This is a genomic window from Burkholderia sp. COPS (assembly GCF_019425585.1).
In the GTDB taxonomy this organism is placed as follows: domain Bacteria; phylum Pseudomonadota; class Gammaproteobacteria; order Burkholderiales; family Burkholderiaceae; genus Burkholderia; species Burkholderia cepacia.
Map to the genome: position 1 here is coordinate 155500 of NZ_WIXR01000016.1, position 15389 is coordinate 170888.

Here is a 15389-nt window from a genome sequence, read left to right on the forward strand (position 1 = left end):
GGTAGCGCGCCGCCGCGCTGAAGCGGTCGCACGCGCCGGCGGACGCGAAAGGACGTGAGACATCGAGGCCGCCTTCTGCGGGTAAGTGTTCGGAGTGTAACGGGAACGGGGCCGCTCGCGTATCAGGGAAACTCCAGACGGACGCGGGTATGCGGCTGCGGCCGGCGCGGCCCGCATGCGTGCCGCGCATCATCGCCGCGACGCGAAGGGCGCCGCCGCCGCACATGACGACCCGGCGGTTTGGCGAGCATGGTGAGCGCGATGAGGCGACGCGGGAAATCCCGGCGGCCGGCAGGGCCGCGCGCGCATGGCGCCGTCAGACGAATGCCGGCGGTGCTGCGGCACCTTCCGCGGCGACGCGGAGAACGGCCGGCACCCGGTCGGAGCGCATCACGGCCCGACCGATGGCGATACGTGCACCCGAATGAATCGTCAGGTCGCTTCGCCGCTGCGCGGCCGGATCCCGGGAATCCGCTTGATCACGCCGGTCGCGAGCGCGGTGCCGACGAGCACGATCGCGCAGCCTTCGATCATCACGGCCGACACGTGTTCGCCGAGGAACAGCGCGCCCCACAGCAGGCCGAACACCGGAATCACGAACGTCACGGTGATGGCGCGGGCGGGGCCGACATGCGCGATCAGGTAGAAGAAGATGAAATACGCGATGCCCGTGCAGGCGACGCCGAGCGCGAGCACCGAGCCCCACGCGTGCGCGCTGACCGGCGCGGCCGGCCAGGTGGCGATCGCGAACGGCAGCAGCAGGACGGTCGAGCCGATCATGCTGCCGGTCGCGTTGACGAGCGGATCGACGCCGGTCAGCTTGCGCTTCGTGTAATTGGCCGCGATACCGTACAGCAGCGTCGCGCCGAGCGCCGCGACGGCGGCGAGCGCGGTCGCCGCGGCGCCCGTTTCGCCATGCGCATTCGCGATCTGGTTCCACACGAGCGTGAGCACGCCGGCGAACCCGATCACGAGGCCGAGCGCACGCGGCAGCGACAGCTTGTCCTTCAGCCACAGGTAGGCCACGAGCGCGCCCCAGAGCGGCGTCGTCGCGTTGATCACCGACGTCACGCCGGCCGACAGCGTCAGCTCGGCGAACGCGAACAGGCAGAACGGGATGCCCGAGTTCAGTGCGCCGACGACGAACAACGGCCACGCGTGACGGCGCAGCCGGGTGCCGAGGTCGGCGGGTTTGAAGCGCGTCAGCGCGAAGCCCGCGAGAAACAGCGCGCCGATACCGACCCGCAACGCCATCAGCGGCGCCACGCCGAGATCGACGACGCCGATCCGGATAAACAGGAACGACGCGCCCCACAGGGCGGCGAGCACGGTCAGCAGAAGGGCGTTCTTGGGCGACATCGAGTGTGAGGGGCGGGGAAAGGATGCGGAGAATCTTACACCCCGTTACCAGCCCGTCGTTTCACGTTTCGATGAAATGACAAGAAACGGGAATGTCGCCCGTTGCCGGCACGGGATAGCCGCGTGCCAGCGGTCGAGCCCGGTCAGTGATGGCGCCAGCCGCCGCGTCCGCCGAAGCCGAAATTGAGTGATACCGCCGGTCCCCAATAGCCGCCCCATGCGGGCGCATAGGCAGGTGCCGGATAGTAATAGGCGGGGCCCGGATCGACATAGACCGGGGCCGGTGCAGCCGTGTAATAACCGCCGGGATAATAGCCGTACGGGTAGTAGCAGCCGGCGAGCGTCACGCAGGCGAGCGCCGCGGCGACGAGGGTCCTGTTCATGATGTCTCTCCGGCGGAGCCGGCAATCGGCAGATGCTTAAGCTTAGGCCGCGCGCCGATGACACGGTGTGCAAAACGGTAACGGATCATTTCCGCACGAGCTGCCCGCCACGTTGCGGCGCCGCATGCGAAAACGGCGCTTCCGCACCGCGAAAACGCCGTCTGGCCGACTGTCGCGGCGCGCTGCGCCGCCTCTTTTACTTGCCGACCTGGTTGCCGATGATGCCGCCGGCCGCTGCGCCGCCGAGCGTCGACAGCGCGCTGCCGCCGATCGCCGCGCCGGCGACGCCGCCGACACCCGCACCGATTGCCGTATCGCGCTGGCGTCGTGACATCGAATCGCAGGCCGACAGGCTGGCCACCGTCGCGACGAGCAGAGCGCATACCCCAAAACGCCGAATCGAATTCATGATCGTTGTCCTTGTGGTAGTGAACGGAGGTCGCGCGACCGGCTGGCGACCGCGCATGACCCCAATCTACGCGCCGTCCCGTGGCGCAGCTGTAAGGACTTGTTAAGGCTCGGGCGGTTTCGTAATCATTTGTTTCCCTCGCGCCGGCAGGCACGCGGTGTGCACACGCGCAAAAAAGCCCGCTCGAAAGCGGGCTTGCGCAGCGCCGAAGCGCGAGACGCAGCGGTCCGGGCGGACCGCCGCGCGTGCTTATTGACGGTGATAGATCTCGGCGCCGGTCTTGACGAACTCGACCGCCTTGACTTCCATCCCCTTCTTCAGCGCTTCGGTTTCCGACACACCCTGCTGCGCCGCGAACTCGCGCACGTCCTGCGTGATCTTCATCGAGCAGAAGTGCGGGCCGCACATCGAGCAGAAGTGCGCGACCTTCGCCGAATCCTTCGGCAGCGTTTCGTCGTGGAATTCGCGCGCCTTGTCCGGATCGAGACCGATGTTGAACTGGTCTTCCCAACGGAACTCGAAGCGCGCCTTCGACAGCGCGTTGTCGCGCACCTGCGCACCCGGGTGGCCCTTCGCCAGGTCGGCGGCGTGAGCGGCGAGCTTGTACGTGATGATGCCTTCCTTCACGTCGTCCTTGTTCGGCAGGCCGAGGTGTTCCTTCGGCGTCACGTAGCACAGCATCGCGGTGCCGAACCAGCCGATCATCGCGGCGCCGATGCCGGACGTGATGTGGTCGTAGCCCGGCGCGATGTCGGTGGTCAGCGGCCCGAGCGTGTAGAACGGCGCTTCCTTGCACCAGTCGAGCTGGAGATCCATGTTCTCCTTGATCAGCTGCATCGGCACGTGGCCGGGGCCTTCGATCATCACCTGCACGTCGTGCTTCCACGCGATCTGCGTGAGTTCGCCGAGCGTCTTCAGCTCGCCGAGCTGCGCTTCGTCGTTCGCGTCGTAGATCGAGCCCGGGCGCAGGCCGTCGCCGAGCGAGAAGCTCACGTCGTACGCCTTCATGATCTCGCAGATCTCTTCGAAGTGTTCGTACAGGAAGCTTTCCTTGTGATGCGCGAGGCACCACTTCGCCATGATCGAGCCGCCGCGCGACACGATGCCCGTCATCCGGTTCGCGGTGAGCGGCACGTACTGCAGGCGCACGCCCGCGTGGATCGTGAAGTAGTCGACGCCTTGTTCGGCCTGCTCGATCAGCGTGTCGCGGAAGATTTCCCAGGTCAGGTCCTCGGCCTTGCCGTTGACCTTTTCCAGCGCCTGGTAGATCGGCACCGTGCCGATCGGCACCGGGCTGTTGCGGATGATCCACTCGCGCGTTTCATGGATGTGCTTGCCGGTCGACAGGTCCATCACCGTGTCGCCGCCCCAGCGGATCGCCCACGTCATCTTGTCGACTTCCTCGCCGATCGACGACGTGACGGCCGAGTTGCCGATGTTCGCGTTGATCTTCACGAGGAAGTTGCGGCCGATGATCATCGGCTCGGATTCCGGGTGGTTGATGTTCGCGGGGATGATCGCGCGGCCGCATGCCACTTCCGAGCGCACGAATTCCGGCGTGATCTCGGCCGGCGCGTTCGCGCCGAAGGCCGCTGCGCCGAACGCCTGGCCCGGGTGCTGGCGGCCCATCATCGCGGCGAGCTTCGCGCCGTTCGGGCCGCTCGCCTTCAGGCTTTCGAGGTACTCGGCGCGGCGCTGGTTCTCGCGGATCGCGATGTATTCCATTTCCGGCGTGATGATGCCCTGGCGCGCGTAGTGCATCTGCGTGACGTTCTTGCCGGCCTGTGCGCGGCGCGGGTTGCGGTGCAGGCCCGGGAACCGCAGGTCGGCGGTGGCCGGGTCGGCCGCGCGCTCGAGGCCGTACTGGCTCGACAGGCCGCCGAGCACTTCGGTGTCGCCGCGTGCCTCGATCCAGCCCTGGCGCAGCGCGGCCAGGCCCGCGCGGATGTCGATCTTCGCGTCCGGATCGGTATAGGGGCCCGACGTGTCGTACACGTAGATCGGCGGGTTCTTTTCGCCGCCGAAGCCGGTCGGCGTATCGGCCTGCGTGATTTCACGCATCGGCACGCGGATGTCGGGCTGCGAGCCGGTTACATAAACCTTGCGCGAATTGGGCAGCGGGGCGACAGCGGCGGCGTCGACGTGTGCGTCGGCGGACAGAAACTTCGGATTGGCGTTCATGCAATCTCCTGTATGAGCGCCGGACAGGCGCTTCGGCGCTTGCCCGGAGCCCTTGACGAATGTGGGGCTCGAGCTAAGCAGGAGACGAGGCTTGGTGAGGCGGCGGATTTCGTCAGAAGGATGGCGGCGAAATCCGTACGCTTCCCTGCGCTGGCATTATCCAGATCAGGTTCAAAGGGTATTTCTCACCCGCAATGCCGGTTGTTTGACCGCGCGCATTGCAGGACCCCCGCGTTAGCAGCGCACACGATACACTGGCTTCGCGGCGGTTTCAACCGGGAGAGGATCGGCTGCCCCGGTGCGGCCGCAGCATGGCGGGCGGTGCGATGGCCCGTCGAGATGGCAGCGCGCGTCGCCGCTGCATGGCCCCACGGCTTGGCCGGCCGGGGTGAAGCGGTGCAACATGGCGCGCTTTCGCGCAACCTCAAAAAATTTTTTCGCAGCGGCTGTCATTTCCCGCGACGTCGTCCGTCTATTCGGCTCCTTAAACCCATGTTTTGGAGAGATGTCATGAAAAAAGTACTGATCGCCGCTTGCGTCGCCGCTATCGCCACGATCGCCACGGGCGCGTATGCGCAGAACGACGCGATGTCGCAGCCGGGTTCGTCGATGTCGAAGGACGCGATGGGCCACGACGCGATGGCCAAGGATGCAATGGGCCATGACGCGATGAAGAAGGACGGCATGAAAAAGCATGCGATGAAGAAGGACGCGATGAAGAAGGACGCGATGTCGCACGACGAGATGGGCAAGCCGTCGGGCGACAAGATGGCGCCGTCGAACTGACGGAAGCGGACGCGGCGCGGCCGGCGCGTGCGTCGCACGGCGGCCGCCCGCACCGCATCCTGTCTCGTCGACTCATTCCCGGAGTCTTCATCATGCAAACCGTTCCCGCTACCGGCCGCGCGACCGCCACGCCGCCCGCGCGCCCGATTCATCCGCTGTGGGTGCGCGCGAGCCACTGGCTCAATGCGCTCGCGGCGATCCTGATGGTGCTGTCCGGCTGGCGCATCTACGATGCGTCGCCGATCTATCCGCCGTTCGTGTTTCCGCACGGCATCACGCTGGGCGGCTGGCTCGGCGGCGCGCTGCAATGGCATTTCGCGGCAATGTGGCTGCTGGTCGGCAACGGGCTGTTCTACCTCGCGATGTCGATCGCGACGGGGCGCCTCGCACGCAAGATGCTGCCGGTCACGCCGGCGTCGATATGGCGCGACGTGCGTGCCGCGCTGGGCGGACGGCTGTCGCACGACGACCTGAGCGTCTACAACGCGGTGCAGCGTGCCGCTTACCTGACCGCGATCGTCGATCTCGTCGTGCTGGTGCTGTCGGGGCTCACGATCTGGAAATCCGTGCAATTCCCGCTGCTGCGCGAATTGTTCGGCGGCTACGACAACGCGCGTGTCGTGCACTTCTGGGCGATGTCGCTGCTCGTCGCATTCGTTGTCGTTCACGTCGCGATGGCGCTGCTGGTGCCGCGCTCGCTGCTCGCGATGCTGCGCGGTCGCTGACCCGCGAGCCGCGGGCGAAGGAAATCATCATGTCGGAATCCGAATACAAGCGCGACGGTTCGCGCTGGACGCTCGACCGGAAGTCGCTCGAGCTCGACGTGCGCCGCGAGCTCGAGATGCCGTCGCGGCGCCTCTTCAACCGGCGCATCCTGACGCTCGGCGGCCTGACGATGCTGACCGGCTGCACGTTGAAGGACGACGCGTCGGTCAACACGTTCCTCGAGACGGTGTCGCGCATGAACGACCGCGTGCAGGCGTGGCTGTTCAGCGGCGAACGGCTCGCACCGACCTACACCGAAGCCGACATCACGCGACCGTTCCCGTTCAACGCGTACTACGGGATCGACGACGTGCCGCACGTCGATGCGTCGACGTACCGGCTCGTGCTGTCCGGCCGCGTGACGGGCAAGCGCGTGTGGACGCTCGACGAACTGTATGCGCTGCCGCACGCGGAGCAGATCACGCGACATATCTGCGTGGAAGGGTGGAGCGCGATCGGCCGCTGGGGCGGCACGCCGTTCGGCGCGTTTCTCGCACGGGCCGGCGCCGATACACGGGCGAAGTACGTGGGCTTCAAGTGCGCGGACGATTACTACGAGAGCATCGACATGCCGACCGCGCTGCATCCGCAGACGCTGCTCGCGTTCGACTACGACGGCCGCCGGCTGCCGCCGGAATTCGGCTTCCCGATGAAGCTGCGGATGCCGACCAAGCTGGGCTACAAGAACCCGAAGCACATCATGGAAATCTTCGTGACCGATACGTATCCGGGCGGCTATTGGGTGGATCAGGGGTACAACTGGTTCGGCGGATCGTGAGCGATGCGTGGCATGCGGTGGCGGCGCGTGCCGCGACGCATCACGCGGATTCACGCACCTGGAGGTCGACGCGCAGGCCGACAGCCGCCGCCATGTTGACGAGCGCGTCGAGCCCGAACAGGTTGATCTTGCCGCGCAGCAGGTCGGAGACGCGCGGCTGCGTGACACCCAGCTGTTTCGCGGCCTGGGCCTGGCTGAGCTCGAGCTGCGCGATGCGCTGCTTGAGTGCGATCATCAGTTCGGAGCGCAGCTTCATGTTCTCGGCTTCGGCCGGCTGGCCCTCGATTGCGTCCCAGACGCTCTCGTAACGTTCGTTGGTCATCGTTTCCTCTCCATCATCAGCGCGCGATAGCGCCGGGCGGCCAGATCGATATCGGCCCTGGTCGTGCGCGCCGATTGCTTCCTGAAGCAGTGAAGCACGTAGACGGCGTCGGCGAAGGTCGCGACGTAAATGATCCGGAATGCGCCGCTCGTTTCGCGCAGGCGAATTTCCCGCACGCCGACGCCGACGGTGCGCATCGGCTTCCAGTCGTCCGGCGCCAGGCCGCGTTGCACCTGGTCGATCTGGTGGCCGGCTTCGCGTCGCGCGGGCAGCGGAAAACCGCGAAGATCGGCGAGGGCGCTGCCGACGAAAACAACCGGCTTCGGCGGAAGAATGGTCGAATTATACAAAATTTTGTATGGGTGTGGCGGGTTTTGAACGAAGGTCGCGCAGGGCACGCGGCGCGTGAGTCGACCGTCACGATAAGGGGGAAGCCATGGCCGGTGTGCAGGACTGGCCGTTCGGCCGATGCCTGGCTCGCGCGCGGCGGATTGCCGTTGGCAGTGGGGCGAGCCGGCACCGGCAGCGCATGCGCGCGGTGTATCCGGCCCCCGATTTCACCCGCCCGCCGGCCGTAAAATGTCGCGCGGAAACATCATTCGCGATCCTTTCAGACAGGTCCGATGATGCTTTCGAATCCTTGATGCCATAATGCCGAGCGTGCGCAGCCGAAGCGGTTGCGCGCATTTTTTTTGTCCCTCTGCCGCCGCCTGCCGGTTCTCTTTCGTCGCCGTTCGCACTGCCATGTCGTTCCGCACGTTCGCTCTGCCTTCCCGGTCCCGCCAGGGCCGTTTGCCGGCATCGCCGGCGTCTTTCAGCGGAGCACGCGGCGCGACGTGCGGGCAGGCTGCGCGATGACGCCGCTCGACCGTCTCCTCGATTTCCTCGCCCGCTTCTCGTTCCGGATCCGCCTGCCGCAAAGCCGCGGCGGCCGCGTCGCGCTGGCGCTCGTGTTCATCTATTTCGTCTGGGGTTCGACCTACAGCGGCCTGCATTTCGCGCTGCAGTCGTTCCCGCCGCTGCTGCTGTCGGGGCTGCGCAACCTGCTCGGCGGGATCGGCCTGTTCATCTTCGCGCTGCGGCGCAAGCCCGAATGGCCGACGCTGCTCGAAATCCGCAATGCGGGGATCGTCGGCACGATGCTCGTCGCGCTGTCGTCCGGCACGATCGCGCTCGGGATCAGTTCGGTCAGCAGCGGTTCGGCCGCGGTGATGGTGGCCACGGTGCCGCTGTTCGCGACCGTGATCGCGGCGGTCGCCGGGCGGCCGGTCACGAAAGGCGAGTGGGCGGCCATCGCGCTCGGGATGGTCGGCATCGTCGTGCTGAATTCGGGCGGCGCGGCCGCGCAGAATTCGGCGCTCGGCACGATCTGCGTGCTGGCCGGCGCACTGTTCTGGGCCGGCGGCGCGCATCTCGCGACGCGGCTCAAGCTTCCGTCCGACCTGTTCCTGTCGACGTCGCTGCAGATCGGTCTGGGCGGCATGATCTCGACGCTCGTCGCCTGGCTGATCGGCGAGCGCATCGAGCACGTGATGGTGGGGCCGGTGTTCGCGTTCCTGTACCTGATGGTGTTCTGCACGATGGCCGCGTACGTTGCGTACGGCTACCTGATCCGCCACACGAGCCCGATCATCGCGAGCAGCTGCATGTACGTGAACCCGATCGTCGCGGTCGCGCTCGGTGCGCTGCTGCTGGGCGAGCCGGTGACGATGGCGACCGTGGTCGCGACCGTCGCGATCCTCGGCAGCGTCGGGCTGTCGTTCGTGTTCGATCCGGCGCGCCGGCCCGCGGCGCGCGCGGCAACCGCCAGTTCGGCGGCCGCGGCAGCCATGTCGGCGGCGGAGGCTTCGTCCGCGCCCGAGCAGATCGCGGTGCCGGATCCGGCACCGATCCTGGCGCCTTCCGCCGTTCCGCTGGCCGTGCCGACTCCGGCTGCCGTGATGGATCCCGCCGGGGTCGTGGATCCGGCGCCGGCGTTCGCGCCGCCGCCCGCCGCCGAGCCGGCAGCGCCCCGCACCGACGCGTGACGCTGCCGTGGCCGGTCGCGCTTAGTCGCGCCGGCCGCCGCGATGGTGGAACCAGCCCGCCAGCGCGGTGAACGCCAGCCCGGTCGCGCACAAGCCGATCCAGCCGAACGCGTGCCACGCGGCCACACCGGCCGACGAGCCGAGCGCGCCGCCGATGAAATAGCACACCATGTACACCGTGTTCACGCGGCTGCGCGCCTCGGGCTTCAGCGCATAGATGCGCGACTGGTTCGAGATCTGCGCGGCCTGTACGCCGACGTCCAGCACGATCACGCCGATCACGAGCCCGACGAGGCTCGCGCCCGACAGCGCGAAGATCACGAACGACAGCGCGAGCAGCGCGATCGCGAGCGAGATGATCGCGCGCGGGCCGCGCTTGTCCGCGAAGCGGCCCGCGTAGGGCGCCGCGAGGGCGCCCGCCGCCCCGACGATCCCGAACAGGCCGGCCGCCTGCGGGCCGAGATGGAACGGCGCGCCGGCGAGCAGCAGCGTGAGCACGGGCCAGAACGCGCTGAATGCCGCGAACAGCGCGGCGCCCGTCAAAGACGCCTCGCGCAGCCCGCGCAGTTCAACCGCCAGATGCCACATCGAGCCGAGCAGCTTGCCGTACGACAGCGTTGAAGTCGGCGAGCTGCGCGGCAGCCGCAGCACGATCACGGCGGCGAGCGCGACGAGCGCCGCGACCGACGCGGCGAACACCGCGCGCCAGCCGAAATACTCGGCGACGAAACCGGCGGCGGTGCGCGCGAGCAGGATGCCGAGCAGCAGGCCGCTCATCACGGTGCCGACCGCGTGCCCGCGTTCGGCCGGCGGCGCGATCTCGGCGGCGAACGGCACGGCCTGCTGCGCGATTGTCGCGAGTACGCCGATCGCGAGGCTCGCGACGGCGAGCACGGCCAGCGACGGCGCGGCGGCCGCGACGATCAGCGCGACCGACAGGCCGGCGATCTGCATCAGGATCAGCCGGCGGCGGTCGAAGCGGTCGCCGAGCGGCGCGAGCAGGAACATGCCGGCCGCATAGCCGAGCTGTGTCGCGGTCGGCACTGCGCCGATCCACGAAGCGCCATCGGGAAACGCGGAGCGGAAGCTGTCGAGCAGCGGCTGGTTGTAATAGATGTTCGCGACGGATACGCCCGCGATCGTCGCGAGCAGCAACAGCAGGCTGCGCGAATAGTGGGGCGAGGCGGCGTCGGTCGGATGGTCGGTGGAGGCGGTGGACATGGCTGCGCAGACGGAGTGGGGCGGCGCGGCGCGCGGCGCACGCATCGGGTGCGCAGGCGCGCGGGGCGCCGGTCAAGGCTGCCGATCATACCGGAGCGGCGTGAATCCTGCCGGGCACGCGGCGGGGTGGCGGACCGGCGAAGCCGGCAGAGTCGGCAGAGTCGGCAGAGTCGGCAGAGTCGGCAGAGTCGGCAGAGTCGGCAGAGTCGGCAGAGTCGGCAGAGTCGGCAGAGTCGGCAGATCGGCAAATCGGCAAATCGGCAAATCGGCAAATCGGCAAATCGGCAAATCGGCAAATCGGCAAATCGGCAAACCGGCCGTCCGCCGCCTCGTCACCGCGCGCGCTTCACTCCGTCAATCGACCAGCTCGCCCGTCGGCTCGTAGAACGGATAAGGCCCGGCGCCTTCATCGACATACACGTGATGCGACGTCATCCCCGTATCGGGCGCATGACGGTGAACCGCGAACGCAGGCGGCTCGAGCCGGAATGCGGACGGCGCATCGGTTCGCAGGTCGAAGGCGACCTGATGCGCGGGCGACGGCACCGCGGACGCGAGCGTGCCGCCGAAGCGCGTGAACATCGTGCGATGCACGTGGCCGCACAGCACGCGCTCGACGTTCGGATGAGCGCGCAGCAACGCGTCGAGTTTCGCGGCGGCTGCGGGCGCGAGGCGCAGCTTGTCCATGTGGCCGATTCCCGCCGCGAACGGTGGATGATGCAGCGCGACGATCACGGGCCGGTCGCGCGCGGCGTCGAGCTGCGCGGCGAGCCACGCGAGCCGTGCGTCGCACAGGTCGCCGTGGCTTGCACCGGGCACCTGCGAATCGAGCGCGAGCACGCGCACCGCGCCGACGTCGAGCGCGTACTGCACGAATTCGCCATCCTGCAGCTCGGCGCGATCGGCGAACGCGCGGCGCAGCCCGGCGCGGTCGTCGTGATTGCCGATCATCAGGTAGTACGGAATCTCGAGCGCCGCGAGCAGCCCGCGCAGGTTGCCGTACTCTTCATCGTGGCCGAAGTCGGTGAGGTCGCCGGTGACGAGCACGGCGTCGGGGCGCGGCACGAGCGCGTTCAGTCTGTCGATGCAGCGCGCGAGCGCGGCCGCCGTGTCGACGCGCCGGTACGCGAGCTGGTCCGGACGCTTGATGTGGAGATCGCTGATTTGAGCAAGCAGCATCGTCGTTCCTCGGAATCGTCTGGTTGTTGTCGCGGCGGCGTCGCGCGCCGCGGTAGGGGGCTGCATGAATGATGCCCGAACGACCGATTACGCGCCGAGCGCGATCAGGCCTTCCGGTGCGATCGCAAGGCCGACCGCCGTACCGCGTGCGAGCGCGATGCGGCCCGGCACGTCGATCACGAGCGCATCGGGGGCCGCATGCTCGATCGTGAGCCGCGTGCGTTCGCCGAGGAACGCGCACGCGCTGACCGCGCCGCGCAGCGGCGCATGCGCGGGATCGGCAAGTTGCGCATCCTCGGGGCGGAAGAACCACTCGTCGGCCGCGTGCGGCGTGGTGATCGCGCCGCCCGTGGTCAACAGCGTGCCGTCGCGCCACTGCCCGGCGAGCCGGTTCAGCGTGCCGATGAACTGCGCGACCGTGCGGTTCGCCGGGTGGTAGTAGATGTCGCGCGGCGTGCCGATCTGCTCGATGCGGCCCGCGCCCATCACGACGATCCGGTCGCCGAGCTCCATCGCTTCGGCCTGGTCGTGCGTCACGTAGACCGTCGTCACGCCGAGCTCGCGCAGCAGCGCATTCATCTCGCGACGCAGCACGTCGCGCAGCTTCGCGTCGAGCGCGGTCAGCGGCTCGTCGAGCAGCAGCACGCGCGGCCGCACCGCCAGCGCGCGGGCCAGCGCGACGCGCTGGCGCTGGCCGCCCGACAGCTGGTCGACCGGCTTGTCCGCATGCGCGTCGAGCCGCATCATCGCGAGCAGCTCGTCGACGCGCTCGCGCAGCGCGCGCGGCTCGGTCTTGCGGATCTTCAGCCCGTAGCCGACGTTGCCGCGCACCGTCAGGTTCGGAAACAGCGCGTAGTTCTGGAACACCATGCCGACCTGCCGGCGCTCGATCGGCAACGCGGTGACGTCGTCGTGGCCGAAGGCGATCGTGCCGCCGGCATCCGGCGTGTCGAGGCCTGCGATCAGGCGCAGCGTGGTCGTCTTGCCGCAGCCCGACGGCCCGAGCAGCACGAGCGTTTCGCCGGCACCGATCGACAGGTCGAGCGGTTCGAGCACGCGCGTGCCGCGGAACGTCTTCGCACAGCGGGTCAGGGTGATGGGAGTGGAATCGAGTTTCATGTCTGCGAGAAATTCAGCGCGGGCGCTTCTTGAGCGCACGCGTGCCGGATGGATCGACGCCGAGCCACTGCATCGCGACGAGCAGCGGCAGCGTCATCAGCAGGAACAGGATCGTGTACGCGCTGCCGACTTCGAGGCGCAGCGACGCATAGGTATCGGCGAGTCCGACCGGCAGCGTCTTGGTGTCGGGCGTGTGCAGCATCCACGTGAGGTTGAATTCGCCGATCGACAGCGTGAGCACTGCGAGCGCGCCCGCGACGATGCCGGGGCGCAGGTTCGGCAGCACGATCGTGACGAAGCGCGTGACGAAGGATGCGCCGAGGCTGGCCGCACCTTCCTCGAGCGTGCGCAGGTCGGCACCGGCCGCGACGGCTGCCACCGCGCGCACCATGAACGGCAGCGTGAACACGACGTGGCCGGCGACGATGAACCACAGGCTCATCCGGAACGCGGTGAAGCCGCCGTAGACGACCAGCAGCGCGAGCGCCGACGCGAGGCCGGGCAGCGCGACGGGCAGCACCAGTGCCTCCTCGATCGCGCGTGCGACGCGGTGCTTGCTGCGCGCGAGCGCATAACCGGCCGGCACGCCGACGACGAGCACGATCGCGAGCGTCGCGAACGCGACGTAGAGCGACAGCGCGACCGAGCCGTGATACTGCTGCCACACTTGTTCCAGCCAGCGCAGCGTGAGGCCGCTCGACAGGCCGCGAAAGTAGTTGACGGTGAGGCCTGCGAGCACCGACATCACGACGGGCACGATCAGGAACGCGCACAGCAGCAGCGTGACGCCCCATTGCAGCGCGGCGATCATGCGCGCGCCGGTGACGCGCGGCGCGCGGCGGGCGACACCGTTCGCTTGCGCGGGAGCAGGTGCCGGCGAAGGCGAAGGCGACGGCGCGGAAGAGCCGGAAAGCGATTGCATGCGGAAATCCTCAGGCCGCGGCGGCGGCGGTGTGGCCGGTGAAGCGGCGCGCGAGCGCGAGCACGGCCCAGGTGACGATGCCGAGCACGATCGACAGGCCGGCCGCCGTCGCGATGTTCGCGTTCAGCGTGAACTCGGTGTAGATCGTCATCGGCAGCACGTTCAGGTCGGTGGCGAGCGTGAACGCGGTACCGAACGCGCCCATCGCGGTCGCGAAGCAGATCGCGCCCGCGGCGATCAGGCCCGGTGCGAGCGCCGGCAGCACGATGTCGACGAAGATGCGCCACGGCGACGCGCCGAGCGAGCGCGCGGCTTCCTCGAGCGACGCGTCGAGCTTCGACGCGGCCGCGATCACGGTGACGATCACGCGTGGAATCGAGAAATACAGGTAGCCGACGAACAGCCCGGCGACCGAGTACGCGAACACCCACTTGTCGCCGGTGAGCTTCGCGGACAGCATGCCGATCAGCCCCTGCCGGCCGGCGAGCATGATCACCATGAAGCCGACCACGACGCCCGGGAACGCGAGCGGGAACGTGAGCAACGCGAGCAGCACGCGCTTGCCCGCGAATTCGCGGCGCGCGAGCAGGAGGCCCGAGATCGTCGACAGCGCGAGCGTCGCGAGCGTGACGCCCGCGGAGAGCGCGACGGTCTCGCCGAGGCTTTTCATGTAGCGTGCATTGCCGAGCAGGGCCGCGTAGTGCGGGAGGAATGCGCCGTCGGCGGACACCCGGACGAGCGCCGCCATCGGCAGCAGCCAGAAGGCGGCGAACACCGCGAGCGCCGGCGCGACGAGCGCGACGCGCCAGCGCAGCGGGAAAGTCAGGTCGAGCATCGGTTGCGTCCTGGCGCTTACTGCATCACTTGCAGGTACTGCTGGCCGAATGCCTGCTGGCCGGCCGCCATCTTGCCGAAGTCGACCGATTTCGCGCGGGCGTATTCGCTCGCCGGCAGGAACTTCGACGCGACGTCGGCGCCGAGCGCCTGTGCGCGCACCGGGCGCAGGTACGCGTTGGCCCACAGCTTCTGGCCTTCGTCGGACAGCACGAAATCGAGCACCTTCCTGCCGTTCGCGTCGTGCGGTGCGCCCTTCACGAGACTCATCACGTACGGCACCGCGATCGTGCCTTCCTTCGGAATCACGAACTCGACGTTCGCACTGTCCTTGTACTTCGCGCGATACGCATCGAAGTCGTAGTCGAGCAGGATCGGAATCTCGCCCGACAGCACGCGCGCATACGCGGTCTGCTTCGGCACGATCGGTGCGTTCGCCTTCAGCTTGCGGAACCAGTCGAGCGCCGGCTTGAAGTTGTCGAGGCTGCCGCCGAGCGCCTGGTTCACGGCGACCGCGCCCGCGTAGCCGACGAACGCGCTCGACGGGTCGAGATAACCGACCATGCCCTTGTATTCCGGCTTCAGCAGGTCGGCCCACGAGCGCGGCACCGGCTTGCCGTCGAGCGCGTCCTTGTTCACGAAGAAGCCGAGCGTGCCCGAGTGGATCGCGAACCAGTAGCCTTGCGGGTCCTTCAGGTTCGCGGGGATGTCGTTCCAGTGCGCGGGCTTGTACGGCGCGATCACGCCCTTGTCCTTCGCCTGGAACGCCGACGACACGCCGAGGTAGACGACGTCGGCCACCGGGCTCTTCTGCTCGGCGATCAGCTGCGCGATCGACTGGCCCGAGTTCTTGTTGTCGAACGGCACGCGGATGCCGGTCTTCTGCTTGATCGCGGCGATCTGCGCGGCCCAGTCGGCCCATTCGGGCGGGCAGTTGTAGCAGATCGCCGTTTCGTCGGCGTGGGCGGCGGGCGCGCCGGCGATAAGCGCGGCGCAGGCTACGGGAGCTGCAAGCGCGCGCAGCAGCGAGGTCAGGCGAAAGGACACGGTAGGTCTCCGGGCGAGGGTGAGGCGCTGGGGTGAGGCGATCAGGGGCGGTGTGCG

The 15389-nt window shown here is 68.2% G+C and carries 16 protein-coding genes and 1 riboswitch; of the genes, 4 read left to right on the forward strand and 12 right to left on the reverse strand.

All coding sequences use genetic code 11. The annotated features are described in order from the left end of the window. Nucleotides 1-432 precede the first annotated feature (432 nt). The 4 genes from FOZ70_RS15690 to thiC all read right to left on the reverse strand — a co-directional run bounded on the left by FOZ70_RS15690 (nucleotide 433) and on the right by thiC (nucleotide 4332). Complete coding sequence (locus FOZ70_RS15690; RefSeq protein ID WP_021162065.1) at nucleotides 433-1359, reverse strand: DMT family transporter; 927 nt, start codon at nucleotides 1357-1359, stop codon at nucleotides 433-435. A gap of 143 nt (nucleotides 1360-1502) precedes the next feature. Further along, complete coding sequence (locus tag FOZ70_RS15695; protein ID WP_021162064.1) at nucleotides 1503-1742, reverse strand: hypothetical protein; 240 nt, start codon at nucleotides 1740-1742, stop codon at nucleotides 1503-1505. Nucleotides 1743-1938: 196 nt separating this feature from the next. Beyond that, a complete protein-coding gene (locus FOZ70_RS15700) occupies nucleotides 1939-2151 on the reverse strand; it encodes a glycine zipper 2TM domain-containing protein (RefSeq protein WP_021162063.1) in 213 nt (70 codons plus the stop codon). 249 nt (nucleotides 2152-2400) lie between these two features. After that, nucleotides 2401-4332: a phosphomethylpyrimidine synthase ThiC gene (thiC, locus tag FOZ70_RS15705; protein ID WP_048024440.1), complete on the reverse strand. Its 1932-nt coding sequence runs from the start codon at nucleotides 4330-4332 to the stop codon at nucleotides 2401-2403. 124 nt (nucleotides 4333-4456) lie between these two features. Beyond that, nucleotides 4457-4573: riboswitch (TPP riboswitch) on the reverse strand. Between the two features lie 269 nt (nucleotides 4574-4842). On the opposite strand from thiC, the gene FOZ70_RS15710 reads away from it, so the two are divergent. From FOZ70_RS15710 to FOZ70_RS15720, 3 genes are all read left to right on the forward strand, one after another. After that, nucleotides 4843-5118, forward strand: coding sequence for a pentapeptide MXKDX repeat protein (locus tag FOZ70_RS15710; protein ID WP_027787940.1), 276 nt, complete (start codon nucleotides 4843-4845; stop codon nucleotides 5116-5118). Nucleotides 5119-5210: 92 nt separating this feature from the next. Further along, nucleotides 5211-5843: a cytochrome b/b6 domain-containing protein gene (locus FOZ70_RS15715; protein ID WP_027787939.1), complete on the forward strand. Its 633-nt coding sequence runs from the start codon at nucleotides 5211-5213 to the stop codon at nucleotides 5841-5843. A gap of 29 nt (nucleotides 5844-5872) precedes the next feature. After that, nucleotides 5873-6661: a molybdopterin-dependent oxidoreductase gene (locus tag FOZ70_RS15720; protein WP_021162060.1), complete on the forward strand. Its 789-nt coding sequence runs from the start codon at nucleotides 5873-5875 to the stop codon at nucleotides 6659-6661. Nucleotides 6662-6701: 40 nt separating this feature from the next. On the opposite strand, the gene FOZ70_RS15725 is transcribed toward FOZ70_RS15720, so the two are convergent. Together FOZ70_RS15725 and FOZ70_RS15730 are read right to left on the reverse strand one after the other, a co-directional pair. Further along, nucleotides 6702-6983: an XRE family transcriptional regulator gene (locus tag FOZ70_RS15725; protein ID WP_021162059.1), complete on the reverse strand. Its 282-nt coding sequence runs from the start codon at nucleotides 6981-6983 to the stop codon at nucleotides 6702-6704. Continuing rightward, a complete protein-coding gene (locus FOZ70_RS15730; RefSeq protein WP_042976757.1) occupies nucleotides 6980-7333 on the reverse strand; it encodes a type II toxin-antitoxin system RelE/ParE family toxin in 354 nt (117 codons plus the stop codon). The genes FOZ70_RS15725 and FOZ70_RS15730 overlap by 4 nt, the downstream gene beginning before the upstream one ends. 504 nt (nucleotides 7334-7837) lie before the next feature. Here FOZ70_RS15730 and FOZ70_RS15735 point away from each other — a divergent pair. Next, complete coding sequence (locus FOZ70_RS15735; RefSeq protein ID WP_219706213.1) at nucleotides 7838-9010, forward strand: EamA family transporter; 1173 nt, start codon at nucleotides 7838-7840, stop codon at nucleotides 9008-9010. A gap of 21 nt (nucleotides 9011-9031) precedes the next feature. On the opposite strand, the gene FOZ70_RS15740 is transcribed toward FOZ70_RS15735, so the two are convergent. The 6 genes from FOZ70_RS15740 to FOZ70_RS15765 form a co-directional block, all read right to left on the reverse strand. Continuing rightward, nucleotides 9032-10231: an MFS transporter gene (locus FOZ70_RS15740; RefSeq protein ID WP_059649298.1), complete on the reverse strand. Its 1200-nt coding sequence runs from the start codon at nucleotides 10229-10231 to the stop codon at nucleotides 9032-9034. Nucleotides 10232-10585: 354 nt separating this feature from the next. Beyond that, nucleotides 10586-11410: a phosphodiesterase gene (locus tag FOZ70_RS15745; protein WP_219706214.1), complete on the reverse strand. Its 825-nt coding sequence runs from the start codon at nucleotides 11408-11410 to the stop codon at nucleotides 10586-10588. Between the two features lie 87 nt (nucleotides 11411-11497). Then, a complete protein-coding gene (locus FOZ70_RS15750) occupies nucleotides 11498-12529 on the reverse strand; it encodes an ABC transporter ATP-binding protein (RefSeq protein ID WP_219706215.1) in 1032 nt (343 codons plus the stop codon). Between the two features lie 13 nt (nucleotides 12530-12542). Then, nucleotides 12543-13451 (reverse strand): ABC transporter permease subunit, encoded by a 909-nt coding sequence (locus FOZ70_RS15755; RefSeq protein WP_124475716.1) that lies wholly within the window; start codon nucleotides 13449-13451, stop codon nucleotides 12543-12545. Nucleotides 13452-13461: 10 nt separating this feature from the next. Then, nucleotides 13462-14286 carry an ABC transporter permease gene (locus FOZ70_RS15760; RefSeq protein WP_048024450.1) on the reverse strand — a complete coding sequence of 275 codons (825 nt, stop codon included), beginning with the start codon at nucleotides 14284-14286 and terminating at the stop codon, nucleotides 13462-13464. A 17-nt stretch (nucleotides 14287-14303) separates the two neighbouring features. Then, nucleotides 14304-15332 (reverse strand): ABC transporter substrate-binding protein, encoded by a 1029-nt coding sequence (locus FOZ70_RS15765; protein WP_021159576.1) that lies wholly within the window; start codon nucleotides 15330-15332, stop codon nucleotides 14304-14306. Nucleotides 15333-15389: the final 57 nt, after the last annotated feature.

Bases quoted from the DNA above. Each gene is read 5' to 3' on its own strand.
- FOZ70_RS15690 (WP_021162065.1), bottom strand. From the start codon at position 1,359: ATGTCGCCCAAGAACGCCCTTCTGCTGACCGTGCTCGCCGCCCTGTGG.
- FOZ70_RS15695 (WP_021162064.1), bottom strand. From the start codon at position 1,742: ATGAACAGGACCCTCGTCGCCGCGGCGCTCGCCTGCGTGACGCTCGCC.
- FOZ70_RS15700 (WP_021162063.1), bottom strand. From the start codon at position 2,151: ATGAATTCGATTCGGCGTTTTGGGGTATGCGCTCTGCTCGTCGCGACG.
- thiC (WP_048024440.1), bottom strand. From the start codon at position 4,332: ATGAACGCCAATCCGAAGTTTCTGTCCGCCGACGCACACGTCGACGCC.
- FOZ70_RS15710 (WP_027787940.1), top strand. From the start codon at position 4,843: ATGAAAAAAGTACTGATCGCCGCTTGCGTCGCCGCTATCGCCACGATC.
- FOZ70_RS15715 (WP_027787939.1), top strand. From the start codon at position 5,211: ATGCAAACCGTTCCCGCTACCGGCCGCGCGACCGCCACGCCGCCCGCG.
- FOZ70_RS15720 (WP_021162060.1), top strand. From the start codon at position 5,873: ATGTCGGAATCCGAATACAAGCGCGACGGTTCGCGCTGGACGCTCGAC.
- FOZ70_RS15725 (WP_021162059.1), bottom strand. From the start codon at position 6,983: ATGACCAACGAACGTTACGAGAGCGTCTGGGACGCAATCGAGGGCCAG.
- FOZ70_RS15735 (WP_219706213.1), top strand. From the start codon at position 7,838: ATGACGCCGCTCGACCGTCTCCTCGATTTCCTCGCCCGCTTCTCGTTC.
- FOZ70_RS15740 (WP_059649298.1), bottom strand. From the start codon at position 10,231: ATGTCCACCGCCTCCACCGACCATCCGACCGACGCCGCCTCGCCCCAC.
- FOZ70_RS15745 (WP_219706214.1), bottom strand. From the start codon at position 11,410: ATGCTGCTTGCTCAAATCAGCGATCTCCACATCAAGCGTCCGGACCAG.
- FOZ70_RS15750 (WP_219706215.1), bottom strand. From the start codon at position 12,529: ATGAAACTCGATTCCACTCCCATCACCCTGACCCGCTGTGCGAAGACG.
- FOZ70_RS15755 (WP_124475716.1), bottom strand. From the start codon at position 13,451: ATGCAATCGCTTTCCGGCTCTTCCGCGCCGTCGCCTTCGCCTTCGCCG.
- FOZ70_RS15760 (WP_048024450.1), bottom strand. From the start codon at position 14,286: ATGCTCGACCTGACTTTCCCGCTGCGCTGGCGCGTCGCGCTCGTCGCG.